Origin of the sequence: Paenibacillus sp. FSL R7-0333 (assembly GCF_038000365.1) — a bacterium.
Taxonomy (GTDB): domain Bacteria; phylum Bacillota; class Bacilli; order Paenibacillales; family Paenibacillaceae; genus Paenibacillus_AQ; species Paenibacillus_AQ silagei.
In genome coordinates this window covers 7,024,875-7,042,226 of the sequence record NZ_JBBOBZ010000001.1, presented here as the reverse complement: position 1 = coordinate 7,042,226, position 17,352 = coordinate 7,024,875, and the positions used below count along the sequence as shown (strand labels likewise).

Annotated in this window: 16 protein-coding genes; all 16 read left to right on the top strand. The window is 54.8% G+C overall.

The genetic code is table 11. The features are described 5' to 3' along the window. The first annotated feature begins 33 nt into the window (after positions 1 to 33). Positions 34 to 1,170, top strand: a complete 1,137-nt coding sequence (locus MKY86_RS30175) for a response regulator (protein ID WP_076081474.1) — start codon at positions 34 to 36, stop codon at positions 1,168 to 1,170. A gap of 145 nt (positions 1,171 to 1,315) precedes the next feature. After that, entirely contained in the window at positions 1,316 to 1,534 is a 219-nt protein-coding gene (locus MKY86_RS30170; RefSeq protein ID WP_036691939.1) for a hypothetical protein, read from the top strand. A 29-nt stretch (positions 1,535 to 1,563) separates the two neighbouring features. Next, positions 1,564 to 2,247, top strand: a complete 684-nt coding sequence (locus MKY86_RS30165; RefSeq protein ID WP_076081486.1) for a hypothetical protein — start codon at positions 1,564 to 1,566, stop codon at positions 2,245 to 2,247. Then, positions 2,244 to 3,467 carry a glutathionylspermidine synthase family protein gene (locus tag MKY86_RS30160; RefSeq protein ID WP_076081488.1) on the top strand — a complete coding sequence of 408 codons (1,224 nt, stop codon included), beginning with the start codon at positions 2,244 to 2,246 and terminating at the stop codon, positions 3,465 to 3,467. Before MKY86_RS30165 ends, MKY86_RS30160 begins: the two co-directional genes overlap by 4 nt. Then, positions 3,454 to 4,107, top strand: a complete 654-nt coding sequence (locus MKY86_RS30155; RefSeq protein WP_076081500.1) for a hypothetical protein — start codon at positions 3,454 to 3,456, stop codon at positions 4,105 to 4,107. The genes MKY86_RS30160 and MKY86_RS30155 overlap by 14 nt, the downstream gene beginning before the upstream one ends. Continuing rightward, complete coding sequence (locus MKY86_RS30150; protein WP_036691943.1) at positions 4,104 to 4,496, top strand: DUF350 domain-containing protein; 393 nt, start codon at positions 4,104 to 4,106, stop codon at positions 4,494 to 4,496. Before MKY86_RS30155 ends, MKY86_RS30150 begins: the two co-directional genes overlap by 4 nt. Before the next feature lie 100 nt (positions 4,497 to 4,596). Further along, the gene (locus tag MKY86_RS30145) at positions 4,597 to 5,613 is read left to right on the top strand and encodes a potassium channel family protein (protein ID WP_076081502.1); all 1,017 of its coding nucleotides are present in this window, start codon (positions 4,597 to 4,599) and stop codon (positions 5,611 to 5,613) included. 188 nt (positions 5,614 to 5,801) lie between these two features. Next, positions 5,802 to 6,962 (top strand): hypothetical protein, encoded by a 1,161-nt coding sequence (locus tag MKY86_RS30140; RefSeq protein WP_340827675.1) that lies wholly within the window; start codon positions 5,802 to 5,804, stop codon positions 6,960 to 6,962. Positions 6,963 to 6,985: 23 nt separating this feature from the next. Next, the gene (wsfD, locus tag MKY86_RS30135) at positions 6,986 to 8,533 is read left to right on the top strand and encodes a glycan biosynthesis hexose transferase WsfD (RefSeq protein ID WP_076081503.1); all 1,548 of its coding nucleotides are present in this window, start codon (positions 6,986 to 6,988) and stop codon (positions 8,531 to 8,533) included. Further along, entirely contained in the window at positions 8,530 to 10,086 is a 1,557-nt protein-coding gene (locus MKY86_RS30130) for a hypothetical protein (RefSeq protein ID WP_076081505.1), read from the top strand. Before wsfD ends, MKY86_RS30130 begins: the two co-directional genes overlap by 4 nt. A 34-nt stretch (positions 10,087 to 10,120) precedes the next feature. Beyond that, positions 10,121 to 11,371, top strand: coding sequence for a glycosyltransferase family 2 protein (locus MKY86_RS30125; RefSeq protein ID WP_076081507.1), 1,251 nt, complete (start codon positions 10,121 to 10,123; stop codon positions 11,369 to 11,371). A gap of 42 nt (positions 11,372 to 11,413) precedes the next feature. Beyond that, positions 11,414 to 13,498 (top strand): cellulose biosynthesis cyclic di-GMP-binding regulatory protein BcsB, encoded by a 2,085-nt coding sequence (locus MKY86_RS30120; protein WP_083685443.1) that lies wholly within the window; start codon positions 11,414 to 11,416, stop codon positions 13,496 to 13,498. Then, positions 13,495 to 14,349, top strand: a complete 855-nt coding sequence (locus MKY86_RS30115) for a diguanylate cyclase domain-containing protein (RefSeq protein ID WP_076081509.1) — start codon at positions 13,495 to 13,497, stop codon at positions 14,347 to 14,349. Before MKY86_RS30120 ends, MKY86_RS30115 begins: the two co-directional genes overlap by 4 nt. Before the next feature lie 49 nt (positions 14,350 to 14,398). Then, entirely contained in the window at positions 14,399 to 15,187 is a 789-nt protein-coding gene (locus MKY86_RS30110; RefSeq protein WP_076081511.1) for an SDR family oxidoreductase, read from the top strand. A 164-nt stretch (positions 15,188 to 15,351) separates the two neighbouring features. Beyond that, a complete protein-coding gene (locus MKY86_RS30105) occupies positions 15,352 to 15,600 on the top strand; it encodes a type B 50S ribosomal protein L31 (protein ID WP_036722727.1) in 249 nt (82 codons plus the stop codon). Between the two features lie 172 nt (positions 15,601 to 15,772). Further along, the gene (locus tag MKY86_RS30100; protein WP_076081513.1) at positions 15,773 to 17,347 is read left to right on the top strand and encodes a sensor domain-containing diguanylate cyclase; all 1,575 of its coding nucleotides are present in this window, start codon (positions 15,773 to 15,775) and stop codon (positions 17,345 to 17,347) included. The last annotated feature ends 5 nt before the right edge of the window (positions 17,348 to 17,352 follow it).

Genomic DNA, 17,352 nt, shown 5'->3' with positions numbered 1-17,352 from the left:
GAACTACGAACAAAGAGGAGGTGAGTCCGACTGATGAAGGCCATATTGATTGACGATGAGAAGCCGGCGCTGCAGCATCTGGAGCGTATGCTCCTGAAGGATGGGCGTCTTACAATCACCGGGAAATTCACCTCGGCACGCCTGGGACTTGCGCATCTGGAACGGGAGAAGGCGGATATTGTATTCCTGGATATCGGGATGCCGGAGATGAACGGGCTGGAAGCAGGTGAATACATTGCCGGTATGGACCGGAACACCCGGATTGTCTATATTACCGCATACAGCGAGTATGCGATCGAAGCCTTTGAACTCAATGCAGCGGATTATTTGCTGAAGCCGGTGACCTCCCAGCGGTTAAGCAAAACCCTTGAGCGGCTGGAAGTCGGCAAGGAGAGCGCTGAAGTGATGATGCCGCCTACACCAGCGTCTGCGGCGCCTGTCAAGGAGCTGTCAATCCTCTGCTTCCACCGGCTTGAATTCACAGACAGCACGGAGCCGGGGCGCAAAATGCAGTGGAGAACAAGCAAGGCGCAGGAGGTCTTCGCCCTGCTGCTGCATAACCGCGGCCAGTGGATACTCAAGGACACCATTGTGGATCTCGTCTGGCCCGATTTCAAGCCCGAGAAGGCCGTAACGAACCTGCATACCACGGTATACCATATCCGCAAGCTGCTGAAGGCCTGGGATATGGAGGTGCTCGTCGAATTCTCGCAGGAGCGTTACAGGCTGACCAAGGAGCAGGTGCTGCTGGATGTGGAGGAGTTCGAGCTGGGCTATGCCGGTACGCCTGTGGAGTCAGAAGAGGAATGGCTGCGCCGGGAAAAGATATTGAAGCTGTACCGTGGAGACTACCTGCAGGAGCATCATTACGACTGGGCAGAGATCCGGCGCAAGGAGCTGCAGGTCCGGTATATCCGCATGGCGCTGCATTCCGCCGAATATGAGCTGTCCTCCGGGCGGCCCCGGCTGGCACTGGAGAGGCTGCTGGATCTGCAGGCAGCCGATCCTTATTCCGACCAGCTCTGCAGGCTGATTCTGCGAAGTTACGCCGACCTGGGGGATTTCATCGGATTCAGGACACACTACGATAAATACAAGGAGCTCCTGGAGAATGAGCTGGGCATCCGCCCTGACCAGGTCATGGACAGCTGGGTCCAGAAGGTATTGTAAGTCCGTAGCCGGCCACTGCAAAACTGCTCGTTGTCATTATTATTTATATGCTGTGGTATACATATTCAAGGCTGCGGGAGTTGAAACGAAAGAGTCATAGCAGCGTATCAGAAGCATACGAGTATTCAAGAGGAGATGGAGTAGAATGGATAACGGGTTGAAGGTCATCCTGTTCGAGAAGCTGCCTGAAGGCGACCTGCAAATGATTGAAGAGCGCGTCTGGAGCATGAATATGGTTACGGCACTTGAGCATGTCAATTATATTGTCGTTGGCGGACGTGAGTTCGAGGCGGTAGAGGGAAGACTGAATGTGGATGAAGGGAAGCTGGAGCTTCTGCTGGTTCCCATGCGTACGGAAGGTTAAGGATGAATACCAGGAAAGGAGGTCCCAAGTTGGCAAAAGACGAAAGTGCTAAAGAACCCGCGATCAGCAGGCTGTTCACGCCGGACGGCAAACCGGTCCGCGTATTATCCACCTCGCTCGGCATTGCGCTGCTGGCTAACGCGTTATTCATTCCGGGAGGTGCAGGCGCAAGCGGCACAGGCGGCGAGGAGCCTAAGCTGGTCTCCTGGTCTACCGAGGAGGTTAAGCAATATTTCGACAAGAATGTAGACTGGAGTATTCCATATCCGGAAGACCAGGAAGAGAAGGTCCAGGAAGGGCAGGGGGCTGTAACCTCCGGCGGTACGACGGTAATTAACAATTACGGCGGGTACAACTCGGGGTTCGGCTGGGATGATGTGCTTCTGTACCACATGCTCTTCAATAGTGGTTCGTTCTACTCTTCCAGAGGCTGGTACAATGACCGGCCTACTTATTATGGAGGCACACGCAATACCTATAAGCCGCCCTCTTATAATAGCGGACGATTCCAGAACAAGCCGGTGGCCGGCTCGGTGGTGAAGCCGAAGACCTCAACTTCATCCACCGGCTCCATTACCAGAAGGAATACCTCTTCCAAATCGGGCGGCATCGGCGGTACCTCCAGCGGGCTGGGTTCGAATAAATCCAAATCCGGCTCTAAAAGCTCCGGCAAAAGCTCGGTGCGCTCCGGCAAGAGCGGGTTCGGCGGATGATCCGGGCGGAGCAGGCATTCGAATATATAGACCAGTCCGGTCTGGAGCGCGCTCCCCGGGTTGAGCGGCTGCATGAGCTGGGCTTCACCTGGGCCGATCTGGAGGACGAGGAATACTGGCTGGATGCGGTGGCTGTGATGCGCAGCGAGACCTATCAGGAATTGAAGGAAGCCGCCGCCGCGCTCTGGGCGATTCTGGATAAGGCTGTGCGTTATGTCCATCTCAGACATGACCTGTACGACCTGCTCGGGATTCCTCCGGTGCTGTGGCAGATGCTGGATGACTGCCCATTGCCGGAGCCGGGACTGATCAGCCGGTATGCCCGTTTCGATTTTGCCGTGGCAGGGGATGGTACGATCAAGCTGCTGGAGCTGAATGCGGATACTCCGACCGGCTATGTGGAAGCATCCATTGCTACGCCGTGGATCTGCGCGGAAGCAGGTGTCGGAAGCGCGAATGCGGCCATGAAGCAGCAGCTTGCCGCAGCCTGGAGCGTGGAACGGCCCGACACGGTAGCCTGTGTAGATTATGGCAGCCATGAGGAGGACAGCGGAACGATTGAGGCGCTCGCTGCGCATAGCGGACTGGATGTCCGCTGTGTCGATTGCCTGGATCTGTGGATTGATGAGGGTGTGGTCAAGGACGGGGAGAACCGGATCATAGAGCGGATGTTCGCGCTGTATCCGAAGGAGTGGATGGCCGTAGATGAAGGCGGCGAGGCTCTGGCCTATGCCATTGAGAGCGGGAAGCTCCAGCTGTTCAACGGACCGCATAGCATCATCCTCCAGTCCAAGGGGCTGATGGCCGCTGTCTGGGGAATGTATGAGCTTGGCCTGCTGTTCACGGAGCCGGAACGCGAGGCCATCTCCCGGTACATCCTGCCGACGTACAATAAGGCAGTCTTCTCAGAAAGTTTTGTATCCAAATCCGTATTCGGCCGCGAGGGCGGATCTGTACGAATCTTTGATGACAGCGGCGCGCTTGAGATTGAGGACGAGGAGGGCTACGACAGCAGCCAGCTCTTCCCCGTGGTCTATCAGAAAAGGGCCGAAATGGCCCGGATCATGACGGCGGAGGGTGAGCTGCACCTGCTGACCGGCATGTTCGTCATTAACGGAACGCCCTGCGGGCTGCTTGGCCGGGCCGGCGGGCCGATTACAGGCAATGCCAGTCATTTTATCGCGCTAGGAGTGAGGGGGCTTGAAGATGTTCAAGGATAGAGAGGGGCATGCTGCCGGGCGCAGAGCCCGGAGCACCCTGCTGACTACAGTGCTGCTACTGGCGGTTATGGTGCTGAGTGCATGCTCAGCGAACAGCGGCAGTGTATTTCATACCGGCACTGATACGTCGGATAGCGTATCGCGTGTACCCTGGGATTACCGGGTGGTGGAGGGCAAGGTTGGCGATCTGGTCGGCAGCGATATGACTATATTGCCGGATAATGAGCTGCTTCCCAACGACGGGAATTATGCTACAGGCGACACCGTCTGGACGCTCCAGTTCATGGATGCCGAGCTGATAACGGACGCTGACCAGAAGAATGAGATCAAGCTGTCCGCCTGGACGACGCTTAAGTCTTACGCCGACCAGAAGGCGGCCACGGAGGATCTGGCTAATCTTAAGGTATCCATCACAACGGAAGTGGACCTGGTTGGCGTGTACAAAACGGAATACCAGAGCAAGACCAGAAATTTCGCAGTGCTGGAGCTGCCTTCCGGCAACCGGATCAAGCAGCCGATTGACGACAAGCGCTATACCGCGCTGGAGAAGCAGAAGAAAGTCTCTGTGGTGCTGGAGGAAGTACATGATTTCGCCGACTATGATTCGGCCTATGCGAAATTTCGGGGGTGGGCTAAATGACGATCGTAATTAATCTGGTGGTCAGTATTCTGACCATTGTTCTGCTTCAAGTGCTGGGTATGGTGATCTTCGCGCTCATGACGCCCTTCAAGGATATGGAGGAGCTGAAGAAGGGGAATGTTGCCGTAGCGCTGGCATTCGGCGGCAAGTTCCTGGCTACGGCGGTAATTCTAGGCGTGGCCGCTTACACCAATACCTCCATCTGGTTCATGATGCTCTGGTTCGCGGTGGGGTATGTCTGCCTGATCGCTTCTTACTGGATCTTCGAGCTGTTCACTCCCGGCTTCCGGATTTCAGAGCAGCTGGAGAAGGGAAATGTTGCGGTCGGCGTCATGCTCTGCATGGTGTTCATCGGGACGGCCTTTGCGGTCAGCAGTCTGATTATTTAGGTAGACTCGATTGGCAGGCGGGCGGCGGCTGTGCCCCGCAAGGGACTCGGCGCAGGATGCTGCCTGCCGGCTCAATTCACCCGGGAGGCAGGGATGAGCATTGCATTTTCTAATCCAATTATCCGGCAAGCTGCTTCATCTCAAGAAGAAGTCCATTGCCTTTATTATTCTGGCCTTCATTCTTCTCAGCGCAACCATCGCCTTCCTGCTGGAGCCGGACACGTTCCATAGCTGGTTCAACGCCTTTTATTGGGTAATGACCACCATGGCTACTGTTGGGTATGGCGATTACTTTGCCGCTACAGTCACCGGCAAGGTGTTTACGATTTTCTTATATATCTTTGGCATCGGTCTGCTCAGTCTGGTGATCGGCAAGGTTGTTGAGGCTATGGGCGAGATGCAGCGCAGGAGAGGAGCCGGAACGTTGACCTTTCACGGACAACATCATGTCGTGCTGATTAACTGGAACCGCAAGACACAGGCGGCAGTAGATGAGATTCTGTGTTACGACAGGGAATGCAAAGTGGTCATTATCGATGAGAACGGACGGCATCCGCTGGAAGCCATGGAGCAGGTTCACTTCATCAGCGGCGATGCGGCAAGCGATGACATTCTGCTGAAGGCGAATATCGGGAGTGCCAGAGCAGCGATTGTGTTCAGCGACACCCGTATCGACGAAGCTTCCTTAAGCGACGGCAAGTCGCTGCTGATTGCTTCCAGCATTGAGCGGATTGCCCCGCAGGTACATACTACCGTAGAGATTATGCAGGAGAAGAACATTCAGAACTTCAAGCATGTGCAGGTGAACGAGTTCGTGCTCTCCCATGATGCGATCTCCAGACTGGCGGTGCGCTCTGCGCTGCAGGAGGGCAATTCTGAGGTGATCACCCAGCTGCTCAGCCGCGAGCACGGGGATGATATCTATGAGATTCCCCGCCGCAGCGGCTGGACAACCTATGGGGAGGCCTTTCAGGATCTGCTGCGGCAGGGGGCGACTCTGCTGTCCGACCGGGGCGACCTGGGCATTAACCGCAAGCTTGACCGGCCGATTCCGGCAGACGCCAGACTCTACATCGTCGCCGATGAGGCCACGTACCGGAGAATTAAAGAGAGCTAGAGATAATACCTAAGCATTCCTAAGAGCTGTTTCGGTCGTTAAGACCTGGAGCGGCTCTTTTTTTGGCGGAAAAGGAGAAATATGTGAAGATGACACATAATGTTCGATGAAACAGTAAATAATGTGACAATAATTACCGTTATATTAGTATGGATCAATTGGTAGTTGTCATTTAAGGATGTGATCGATTGAAAAGCAGATATAGCAAGGCTGCTGTTCTGGGAATGTCGCTGCTCCTGCTAACCTCCTGCGGCGGCAATCAGGCCGGACTGGCGCCATCCTCTCCCGTCTATACTCCGGCGGTCTCTCCCGCAGGGACTACACGGCCGGATGAAGCGCCGCAGCTTGAGCCTACACTGGAACAGCAGGAATTATACCATTTCATAAATACGCAGCTTACAGGACCCGACGGAGTATATACGAATCTGAAGGAGACCTCTGAAGCGGCAGAGGTGGCTACCGGCCATGAGATTCTGAGCGAGTCCGCGTCTCTCTTGATGGAGACTGCCGTCCGTACCCGCAATCAGGAGCTGTTCGACCGGCAGTGGAAGACGGCCCGCAGAACCTTCGATATGGAGGGCGGCTTCAGCTACCGCTACAGTCCCAGGCAGCAGAAGCGTTATCCCGTGAATGCAGCGGTGGATGACCTGCGGATGATCGGAGCGTTATATGAGGCAGGGCAGGCATTTAGCCAGCCGGAATATACCAGAGAAGCTGATAAATATGGAGAACGTTTCTATAAAAACAACACTAAAAAAGGTTACATTTATGACATATATGACAATTATTTGAAAATGGTCAACAGATTCGTAACTTTGTGTTATATTGATCTGAGTGTATTGCAGAAATTGTCGATATCTAGCGAATTACAACAGAATTTGTTGAAGAATATGAGCGGTATTTTGGAGGAAGGATATTTGTCCGATTCTTTTCCATTCTATGAGACCCGCTTCGATTACCAGAGCGGACAGTACAGCTCTGAAGGCATCAACTCGGTAGAATCTCTGCTGACTATTCTTCATCTGGCAGAGATCGGCCGCGAGCGGCCGGCAAGCATCAGCTACATCAAAGCTCAGGTCGCAGCGGGAACCTTGTTCGGACAATATACACGTGAGGGCAAGCCGGCTAATGATATCCGTTCAACAGCGGTCTATGCGCTCACAGCCATGATTGGAGCCGTGCTGGAGGATGGTGACCTCTATCAGTCCAGTATAGAACGGATGAATGAATTCAGGGTGACAGACCCTTCAAGTCCGTTATACGGCGGCTTCGGTGATCCTGCCTCCGGGCAGGCGTACTCTTTTGACAACCTGATGGCACTGCTGGCTTACTCCTATAAGGCTCCATAATATAACCAAAAAGGGGAATCGGAATGATAAACAACCTAGAGCTTACATCGACCCGGCCCGGTATCACGTTGGCTGGCTTTCGGATTACTCCGGCATTTGCCGCCGCGTTCTGCGTGCTGCTGGTGACGGCTATTTCGCTGTTTACCTCCCCTTATATCGGCATGGCGGATAACGGAGACTTTTACCGGATTATCTATAGCAACGGCCTGTATTTCAATGCTCCGGACTATGACAGCCAGTACTTCGGCTATTTCGTGAAGCAGTTCGGAATCTTTCAATATTTCAACGAGAACAGCACGATGGTGGTCTCCTCCCAGTCCCTGTTTATCAAGCTGGCGATCTTCGTCAACAAGCTGTTTTTCAGCCGCGAGGTCTTCGATATCCGCTTCCAGGCTGCCATCTACACCGTGCTGTATGTTGCCGCAGTCTACTTGCTGGTTGAAGCGATCACGCTGAAAATGTCACTTAAGCGGGGGATGGCAGTCGCGGCTCTTGCGGTGTTCATTTTCGGAGATACGGGTTATACCAACTACTTCAGCTCCTTCTTCGGCGAGAGCCTGGTGATGGTGACCATGATTCTGGTGTTCGCCTCCTGGCTGCTGCTGTACCGGAAGAGATACAACGATTATGCCATGCTGGCGATCCTGCTGATCAGCACCCTGATCCTGACCACCTCCAAGCAGCAGAATGCTCCGGTGGGGATGGTAATTTCCCTGCTCTCAGTTCCGCTGGTGCTGATCCGCCGGGACAAGCTGTTCCGCTGGGTCACGCTCCTGTCGGCCGGTCTGATGATGTTCGCCGGAATTGCGACGTATCTTAATATCTCCAAAGAGTTCGTGAATATTAACCAGTATCATGCGATGACGCGCGGGGTGCTGATGGAATCCAAGAACCCGGAGACGGCGCTTGGCTCCTTCGGAATCAATGAACAATACGCAATTCTCAAAGAGAATACGTACTATGACCAATACGGGACGGTGGATGTGAAATCCGAGCTGCTGGATAAAAATTTCTACAGCCGCTACGGCTTCGTCTCCATTCTGACCTATTATGCTTCTCACCCGAATGAGCTGGGCTCGATCCTGGATACGGCTGCTGAGAGTGCCTATAAAATTAAACCGGCGGCTATGGGGAACTATGAGCTGTCCGCAGGCAAGGAGTTCCGGGCGCAGAGTCATTTCTTCAGCTTGTACAGCACACTTAAGGAGAAGCTGGCGCCCCGTCCCTTTGCCTTCATTCTTCTCTGGATGGCCGTAACGATAGGGGTCTATATGCCATCGTTCGTCCGGTCCATCCGTACCCGGGATTTCCGGGGGATGCAGCGTCTGCTGGTGATTCTGGCAACGATGCTGGTCGGACTGTCGGGTATCGTAGTCTCCATTATCGGGGCGGGTGACGCGGATATTGCCAAGCATGAATTCCTGTTCACTCTGGCCTTCGACCTGATCATCTTCCAGACGGCTGCCAGCGTAATCGGCCGCGGAATCTCATCACGCAGATCGGTGCCGTCTGCGCCGTCTGCACGGCCGCTCAAGGAATATCCGGCACTGAATAAAGGGGTGGGCATGTGAGACGCAGAGGAATCGTCATTCTGCTGTTCATTGTATTGGCGGGTGATCTGCTGCCGTCTGCCGGTCCGGCATCCGCTGCGGCTTCTCCGGCTCCGGCGCAGCGGATTCTGCTGCTGTTCGACAGTCTGGCGAAGAATTCAGGCCAGCAGGGGAATGTGGCCGAGCTGCAACGGCTGCTTGCCGCCTACAGCGCACAGGTCACGCTGAAGCCTATTTCCTCTTATGAGCCAGGCGGCATGAAGGGCTATTCCGGCGTGATCACTGTGATTAACAATGATGAGCTTGAGATTACGAATCAAGCCTACCTTCAGGAGGCAGCCGGGTATAAGGGGGCTATGCTGCATGTTGGATATAGACCGCCTGCCCGGATGCAGCAGACGCTGCGGCTGAAGACCGGGGTATGGCATAGAGCGGGCGCAAGCCTCTCCATCGGCGGATTCACCGGAATTCCGGTGGAGGCCGAAGGGATGCCTTATATCACCGCTTCGGCCGCGGGGCGTTCTTATGGAACGTGGTCCTCATCAGATGCGGCGGCGCAGCTGCCGTTTGCGGTAAGCAGCGGCCGCTCCGCTTACCTGCCTTATCTGAAGCAGGGCGATTTCACAGCCATAGCTGCGGCCTATGTGCTGAAGGATTGGCTGCACTATACCGCACAGCCGCAGATGTATCTGGTAATCAAGGAGATCTATCCCTTCTCAGATCTGAATCTGCTGGAGCAGATGGCAGACCGCCTGTATCGAAGCGGTATTCCCTTCATCGCCAGTGTCCGTCCGGTATTCGCGAATACGGATTTCCCCGCGATGAAGCGGTATCTGGAGGCGCTCAAAGCCGTCCAGTCCCGCAACGGCAGCATCGTGGTCAATGCCCCTGCGGTCAGACCGCCGATCAATTCGAATGACCGGTCCCTGCGCGGAAAGATGAATCAGTTCATTAATGTGCTGGCGGAAGGGGGCGTGGCACCGCTCGGCGTTGCTGCCGAGAGCTACTGGACGTATGACAAAGAGTATTCTTCCGCAGGCATGGGGTTCTTCAATTCTGCGGTGCTCTTCCCAGACGGAGAGACCCATTATATGGAGCAGACAGACACCTCAGCGGCCTTCTCTTCCTCTCTGTACAGTCTGCCCCCGGCGCTGCTGCAGGGAATTGGCAGAACAGGCAAGGCGATGCCGGAGCTTCCGCTGAATACGGCGGTGACGCTGGACCTGCCGGAGGATGAGCGCGGGCTGGAGGAACTTCTGCAGAATCTGAATGCGGAATGGTATACCTTCGCAGACTATAAGCAGGAGGCCCATACGGTCCGCACGGATAAGCACACCCTTGAGTCTGCTGACGGGGTGATCCGCTTGGATGGGAACACACTGGATGTCGATTATACTCCGCAGAAGGTCGCCGTTGATTTCCAGTACAAGGATAAGCAGGCGACAAGCTTCAACAGGCTGTTCAGCGTGCAGAATCAATTCTTCATCATCGTGATCCTGGCTGCGCTGCTCTTGTTCGGCGGCCTGCTCACTATCGGCTACAGGCTGTACCGCAGGAAATATTTGAACAAGTAATTCGGGGAAAATATAGCGAGTTTAGGAGAATACTATGACGATCTCAGACGTATTGATGGTGATCGCGGTCATCTGTATCTGGTCCCTGCTGCTGGTGAATGTGATGCTGATTATAGCGGGGTATCTGTACTACATTCAAACGGAAAACGAACCGGTGCCTGAGATTAACGGGGAGCATCCCATGGTGACGATTATGGTTCCTGCTCACAATGAGGGGGTCGTCATCAGCAAAACCGTGGAATCCCTGCTGGCACTGGATTACCCGCATGACCGGTATGAGATTATCGTCATCAATGATAATTCGTCAGACAACAGCGCTGAGCTGCTGGATGCTATCCGGGAGCGGAATCCGCAGCGCAAGCTGATCATTATCAATACGGACGCCGTCACAGGCGGCAAAGGAAAATCCAATGCGCTGAACATCGGCTTCACCCGCAGCAGCGGGGAGCTGATTGCGATCTATGATGCCGACAATACGCCGGAGCGCACGGCGCTGAAGTACCTGGTGGCAGAGATTATGAATGATGCCTCCCTGGGGGCGGTAATCGGCAAGTTCAGAACCCGCAACCGGGATGCCAGCCTGCTGACCCGGTTCATTAATATCGAGACTCTGTCCTTCCAGTGGATGGCGCAAGCAGGGCGCTGGAAGCTGTTCAAGCTCTGTACGATCCCGGGAACGAACTTCATTATGCGCCGGACCATTGTCGAGAGCATCGGCGGGTGGGATGTGAAGGCAATTGCCGAGGATACGGAGATCAGCTTCCGCATTTATATGATGGGCTACCGGATCAAGTTCCAGCCGAAGTCGGTCACCTGGGAGCAGGAGCCGCAGACGGTGAAGGTATGGTTCAAGCAGCGGACACGCTGGGCGAAGGGCAATATCTATGTCATTGTGAAGAACCTTCCGCTCCTCATCGACCGGAAGGCGGCGAAGATCCGCTTCGATATTCTGTATTATGTCTCGATCTACTTCCTCCTGCTGATCTCGCTGGTCACCTCGGATATTCTGCTCGTGCTGCATGCCATGGGGTATGTACATACCACCATTGCCGGGCTCAGCAGCTTCCTGTGGCTGCTCGCTATTGTGCTGTTCGTGGTGGGGATCTTCGTTACCCTGACCACGGAGAAGGGTGAGATGAGCCTGTCGAACCTGTGGATCATTCTGCTGATGTACGTCTCGTATTGCCAGCTCTGGATGGTAGTGGCCGCTTACGGGCTGTACAACTATTTCAAAGACGTTATCTTCAAACGGGAAGCCAAGTGGTACAAAACCGAGCGGTACTAGTGCGCCGGAGGTCCAGAAATAAGATGTCAGGAGATACGGAACATGATGAAAAAACAGATCCTAACAGTGCTGCTCTGCCTCTCCCTCTTCCTGGTTCAAATCCCTGCGGCACAGGCGGCGGTGCTTCCCGGTGAAGCGGGAGCAACGTATGAGACGCTGTTCACCAGCGATGTCTCGCTGAGGGGCGCAAGCTCCCAGCAGCAGTTCTTCACAGTCATGGATTACTGGAATGTGGATCAAGTGATGATCAATCTGCAATTCCAGACCTCACAGATCAGTGAGGATAAGCTGTCGAGCGTAACACTGTCGCTGAACGGCATTCCGTTCTATTCCTTCCGGCCGTCCCTGGACAATAACGGGCAGCAGAGCCTGAGTGTAGAGGCGCCCAAAGGCTTCCTGACGAAGGGCAGCAATACGCTGCGGATACAAGGGAGCTTAAGAACCACGACGGGCGGCTATGAACTGTGTAATATCGATGATATGCAGGATAGCTGGCTGCATCTGTTCAACACCTCGAACATTGCTGTGAATTATACACCGAAGGCCATTACTGGAGGCATTCAGGATTTCAGTGCCAGATTCTCAGGAATGGATACGGTAAAAAATGAACAAAGCCTGCTCGCCGTGCCGCAGAATGCCAGCGGAGCAGAGCTGGAGAGTGCTACTTACGCCCTCTCGGGCTTCGCCAAAGGCAACACGCTGAATGACAGAAACATTCCGCTGCTGCCTTACCGCGAGGATACCGTCAAGGACAAGAGTGCAGTAGTGCTGGTAGCTATGTATGATCATCTGCCCGATAGGATCAAGAAGCTGGTAAGTACGGCGGATGACCTCGGCACCCATGCGGTCATTCAGCTGGTGAACAAGGATTCCCTGCCTACGCTGGTGGTGACCTCCAAGGACGAGAGCCTGCTGATCAAGGCCGGACGGCTGATGGCAAGCCGGGAGCTGATGAGCCAGCTCCGCAAGGATCTGAAGGTGGTTACTAATGCTACCGATGTAGTGAACCCTGCGCCGGCCATCAGCTCGAACATTACGTTCACGGAGACAGGGGACAAGCTCACCGGGCCGAATCATCAGGAGCAGACGTATTTCGTCTCTCTCCCGTCCAACCGCTCCATTGCGGATGACGGCAGAATCAGCCTGGATTTCCGGTATGCGGCGAATCTGGACTTCAACCGTTCCCTGGTGACGGTGAGCATCAATAATACGCCCATCGGCAGCAAGAAGCTGACGAAGGAGCTGGCCAACGGTGATGTGCTGAATCTGAATGTGCCGCAGAGTCTGAATATCTCCGGCAACTTCACCGTGACGGTGGCTTTTGATCTGGAGCTTGCGAGCATGCTCTGTACACCGAACAAAGAGGAGATGCCGTGGGCTTATATCAGCAAGGAATCACTGATGCGCCTGAACACGAAGGACCGCACCGACCTCCTGCTGAGCAATTACCCGTATCCGTTCCTGCGGGACGGCATCTTCAACCGTGTAGCGGTGGTGTTGCCGAAGGAGAGGGATGATTACACCTACCGGAGCCTCGGGAATGTCTTCAATATGCTCGGGCAGTTTGCCGGAGGCAATACCGGTGATGTCCACTTTTACAGCGATAACGCAGCAGCGGATAACCTGAAGGACAACAATATTATTGCGATCGGGAGCTATAAGAATAATAAGGTGATTCGTGACAATAACGGCAAGCTCTTTTTCAAGTATAACAAGGACGGGTCAACCCTCCTCTCCAATGAGAAAATCGCCCTCGACGAGCAGTACGGAGCCGCGATCGGCACGCTCCAGCTCCTGGAATCCCCTTACGAGAGCGGACGCGGCCTGCTTGCGGTCACTGCGGTCAGCTCTGAGAGCTACTTCGTAGTCTCCAAGCTGATCGGGAGCGAGAAGGACAGGTGGAGGGTGTACGGTGACGGCGTTGTGGCGGATAAGGACGGCACGGTGAATGCCTACCGCTTCAAGACGGTCTCCGGCGCCAAGCCGGACTCTCTGGTCTCGCGGGTGATGGAGCGCAGCGATGTGCTGGGCTTCGTGACTGCAGCAGTGATGATCGTGACGCTGGTGGTCGTGGCGCTGATTCTGATGCTGCGCAAACATAAGAAGAAACGTGGTGATCAAGCGTGAGACGTAACCGCAGCAGTCTGACCTCGGATCTGGGCTTCCTGGCCTTTCTGGTTCTGATCTTCGCCTGCATCGTATATATCGCGGGCTCACCGGATAACTACGTCCAGAACATTATTATTCTGAATGTATCGTTCATCCTGGCGCTGGTCACGTATTTCACCACGGTCACGGCGGGACTGACGCTGAATCTGGCGTTTGTCTTCGGCTACGGCTTCTTCGTGGTCTATCAGACGGTATCGCAGGGCGCATCGATCGGTGTAGAGACGTATTTCTGGCTGATTATGACCCCGCTGCTTACGGTGGTGCTGTGGGTCTTCACCTCAAGCACCCGTGAGCTGCAGGCAGAGAATGAACGGCTGCTGAAGCGCACGAATAATCTGGCTGCGGTGGATGAGAATACGGATCTGCGCAACAGCATTTCTTTTCAGAAGGACGCCAGCCTGTTCACCGGAATCTCGGTCCGTTATAAAATCCCGCTGACGCTGCTTGTGGTGAAGGTGAAGTACTGGAATGAAATCCGCCGCCTGATCCCGGAAGAGCAGCTGTCCGAAGCCATCTATGATGTCTCCCAGCTCAGCCAGTCGAGCATTCGTACCAATGATGCGCTGTATCTGCTGGACAAGGAGGATGCTACCTGGGGCCTTCTGCTCTTCACGGACCGGGAAGGGGCCAAGATTGTCATTGAGCGGATCAAACAGCGGCTGCAGGAGCTGAATGACTCGGAGTTCTCCGGCAAGTACAAGGTCACCTTGGGGCTGAAGATCGGTGCAGTGGAATATGCGGCGGACACCATCGAGAATCCGCTGGATTTCATTGTCCAGGCCAAAAAAGAACTGGAATACGATGTATAATGAGTGGGAGCAGGAAGTCCTGCAACCAATCTGACAGGAGGACTGGATGATGGATTTGGGTCTTGAGGGGAAATCGGTGCTCGTTGCGGCAGCGAGTAAGGGGCTGGGGCTGGCGACCGCCCTGGAGTATGCCCGTGAAGGGGCGAGGGTGACGATTGCGAGCCGGAGCCTGCCGCAGCTGGAGACGGCGCGGCAGGCGATCCGTGAGGCTACGGGACAGGAGGTCGCCGTAGCGGAGCTGGATGTGACCCGCCCGGAGGAGATTGCCCGGGCGGTGCGGACGGCCGCCGAATTTGGCGGCGGCCTGGAGGTGCTGGTCACGAACGCCGGCGGGCCTCCGGGCGGCAGCTTCGGGGATATGGCCGACGCTGACTGGAGCGGCGGCTTTGAGCTTACGCTGATGAGCGCGGTCCGCCTGATCCGCGAGGCGCTGCCGCATATGCGCAGCGCAGGGGGAGGGCGGATCGTCAGCATCAGCTCGGTCTCGATCAAGCAGCCCATCGCGGGGCTGATTCTCTCGAATGTGTTCCGCGCAGGCGTGAGCGCGCTGAACAAGAGCCTGGCTACAGAGCTTGCCCCGGAGGGCATCCTGATTAACAGCCTGGCCCCCGGACGGATCGGCACAGACCGGATCCTCCAGCTTGACGGCAAGCGGGCGGACGCGCAGGGCATCACACTTGCGCAGATTCAGGAGGAAGCCCTGAAGGCGATTCCGCTGGGAAGAACCGGCACGCCGGAGGAGTTCGGCAAGGCGGCGGTATTCCTCGGTTCTTTTGCCAATACTTATATTACCGGACAGTCCCTGCTGATCGACGGCGGAATGGTGAAATCCCTCTAGGACAGGCTCTTGACTCAGCGGCTCATTTCACGTATGATAGTATGGCGTGTAAAAATCGGAAGATTTACGCATCTCCCTTTGTCTAACCGGATTTTTAAATAGACCAAGAGATGGCTTCAATAATTCTTCATAAGTTGTATCCGTATGGAAAGGAGGTTACTACAATGAAACAAGGCATACACCCTAAGTTCAACCAGGTTATTTTCTTCGATGCTAGCGTAGGCTACAAATTCCTTAGCTCATCCACCAAATCATCCGGTGAAACTATGGAATGGGAAGACGGCAACTCTTACCCGGTGATCCGTGTAGACTCCAGCTCTGCATCCCACCCGTTCTACACAGGTAAACAAAGAGATACCGAAACTGGCGGCCGCGTTGACAAGTTCAAACAACGTCTCGCTCAGAAGAAATAATGGTATTGCTATAGAGGATATTCCCGCATCCATGCAGATGGTGAAGGAGTATCCTCTTTTGTTTTGTCCGGAACCTTAGGTACCGGTAGTATTTTTTGGCAGAATGATTCATTTGTGCGAAAGAGTAGGATATAATAAGGCAAAGCAATCTCAAAAATAGGAGAAATATGACATGCCGTGGATGCAGGGTTATCCGTTTTACTTGGTAATGGGCAGCGTTCTAAGTCTCTACATGGGCATCGGTTCTTACAAGCACCGTCATACACCAGGAAGATGCTATTTATGGATATTGATGCTGCTGGTCAGCATGATCTTCGCGGCTACAGCAGGAGAGATTCTAACGGATTCCTTCGAGGCGAAGCTATGGTGGAAGAATGTGCAGCAGGGCCCGCTTTTTTTGAGTGCGATCTTCACCTATGCGGTTATTAAAGAGTATGTATCCCGTTCCTCTGAGGGTTTGTCCAAGAGGCTTATTTATTTTTGTATCCCGGTGGCGGTGGATGTGCTGCTGATCTTCACCGACTCTTACCATCATCTGATGCGCAGTGAGGTCGGACTGGCTACGGTGGCCGGTGTTACCGGAATCGTAGTGAAGCCCACGGTACTCAGCATGATTCTCATCGCGTACGATCAGTTATTCGGACTGTATGCTGTATATCTGCTGGCGATCTCCCTCCTGAACGGTCCTAGGTATTATTTCCGTCATAATGCGCTGCTGTTATTCAGTCTGCTGGTGCCGGTCCTGTCGGTGTTCCTGCTTCCGCTGCTGCACATTACGATTACAGGCTTCACGGCCTTCACCTACCTGCCGCCCATCGTGGCCGCTTACCTCACCTTGTTCCGCGATCCCAGACTGTCCTTATATCCGCTGGCTAAGAATAAAATCTTCGAGAATATGAAGGACGGCATCGTCCTGACGGACCGCTACGATTACATAATGGATATCAATGAGGCGGCGGATGCTATGCTCTCTGAGCTGCTGGAGGAGAAGCCGGAGACCTGGATGGGCACAAGCATTCAGCCGCTGCTGAGGCAGCACGGGCAGCTGTCGGCCTGCTATGCGCAGCGGAGGGAGGGACAGTTCGAAATCGAGCCTCCCGGCCGGAGCGGGTCCTGCTACGGGGTTGCGCTCATTGCCACGGAGCAGGTCCGGGCGAAGAGTACGGGAATGCTGCTGGTATTCAGTGATCTTAGCGAGAAGAAGAGGTATGAGCGGGAGCTGCTGCATCAGGCCACGGTGGACGATCTGACCGGGCTGTACAACCGCAGGCATTTCATGAGGCTGGTGCAGAGTTACTCCGCACAGATCGGCGCGGGTATGGCCTTGCTGCTGTTCGACATCGATGATTTCAAATTAATTAATGATACATACGGACACATGGCCGGTGATCAGGCACTGGTGGATTTTTCGGGCAAGATTATGCAGGTATATCATGACAAAGGAATCGCCGGGCGCGTAGGCGGCGAAGAGTTCGCCGTCTGCTTCTCCGCCGGCAGCGAAGCTGCGGCCTTGAAGGAGGCGGAGAGCTTCCGCACCGCTATGGGCGAGCACATCGTTGAGCTGGACGGAGGGCATCATATCCAGCTTACGGTGAGCATCGGCATTGCTTTTACGGATCAGGCAGATGTGACCTTCGAGGACCTGTACCGCGAGGCGGACGAGGCGCTGTACCTGTCCAAGGCCACCGGCAAGAACCGGGTAACCTTAGGCCGCGAGCCTATGGTGCGTCAGGCGGCTAAGGGGTAGGCGCA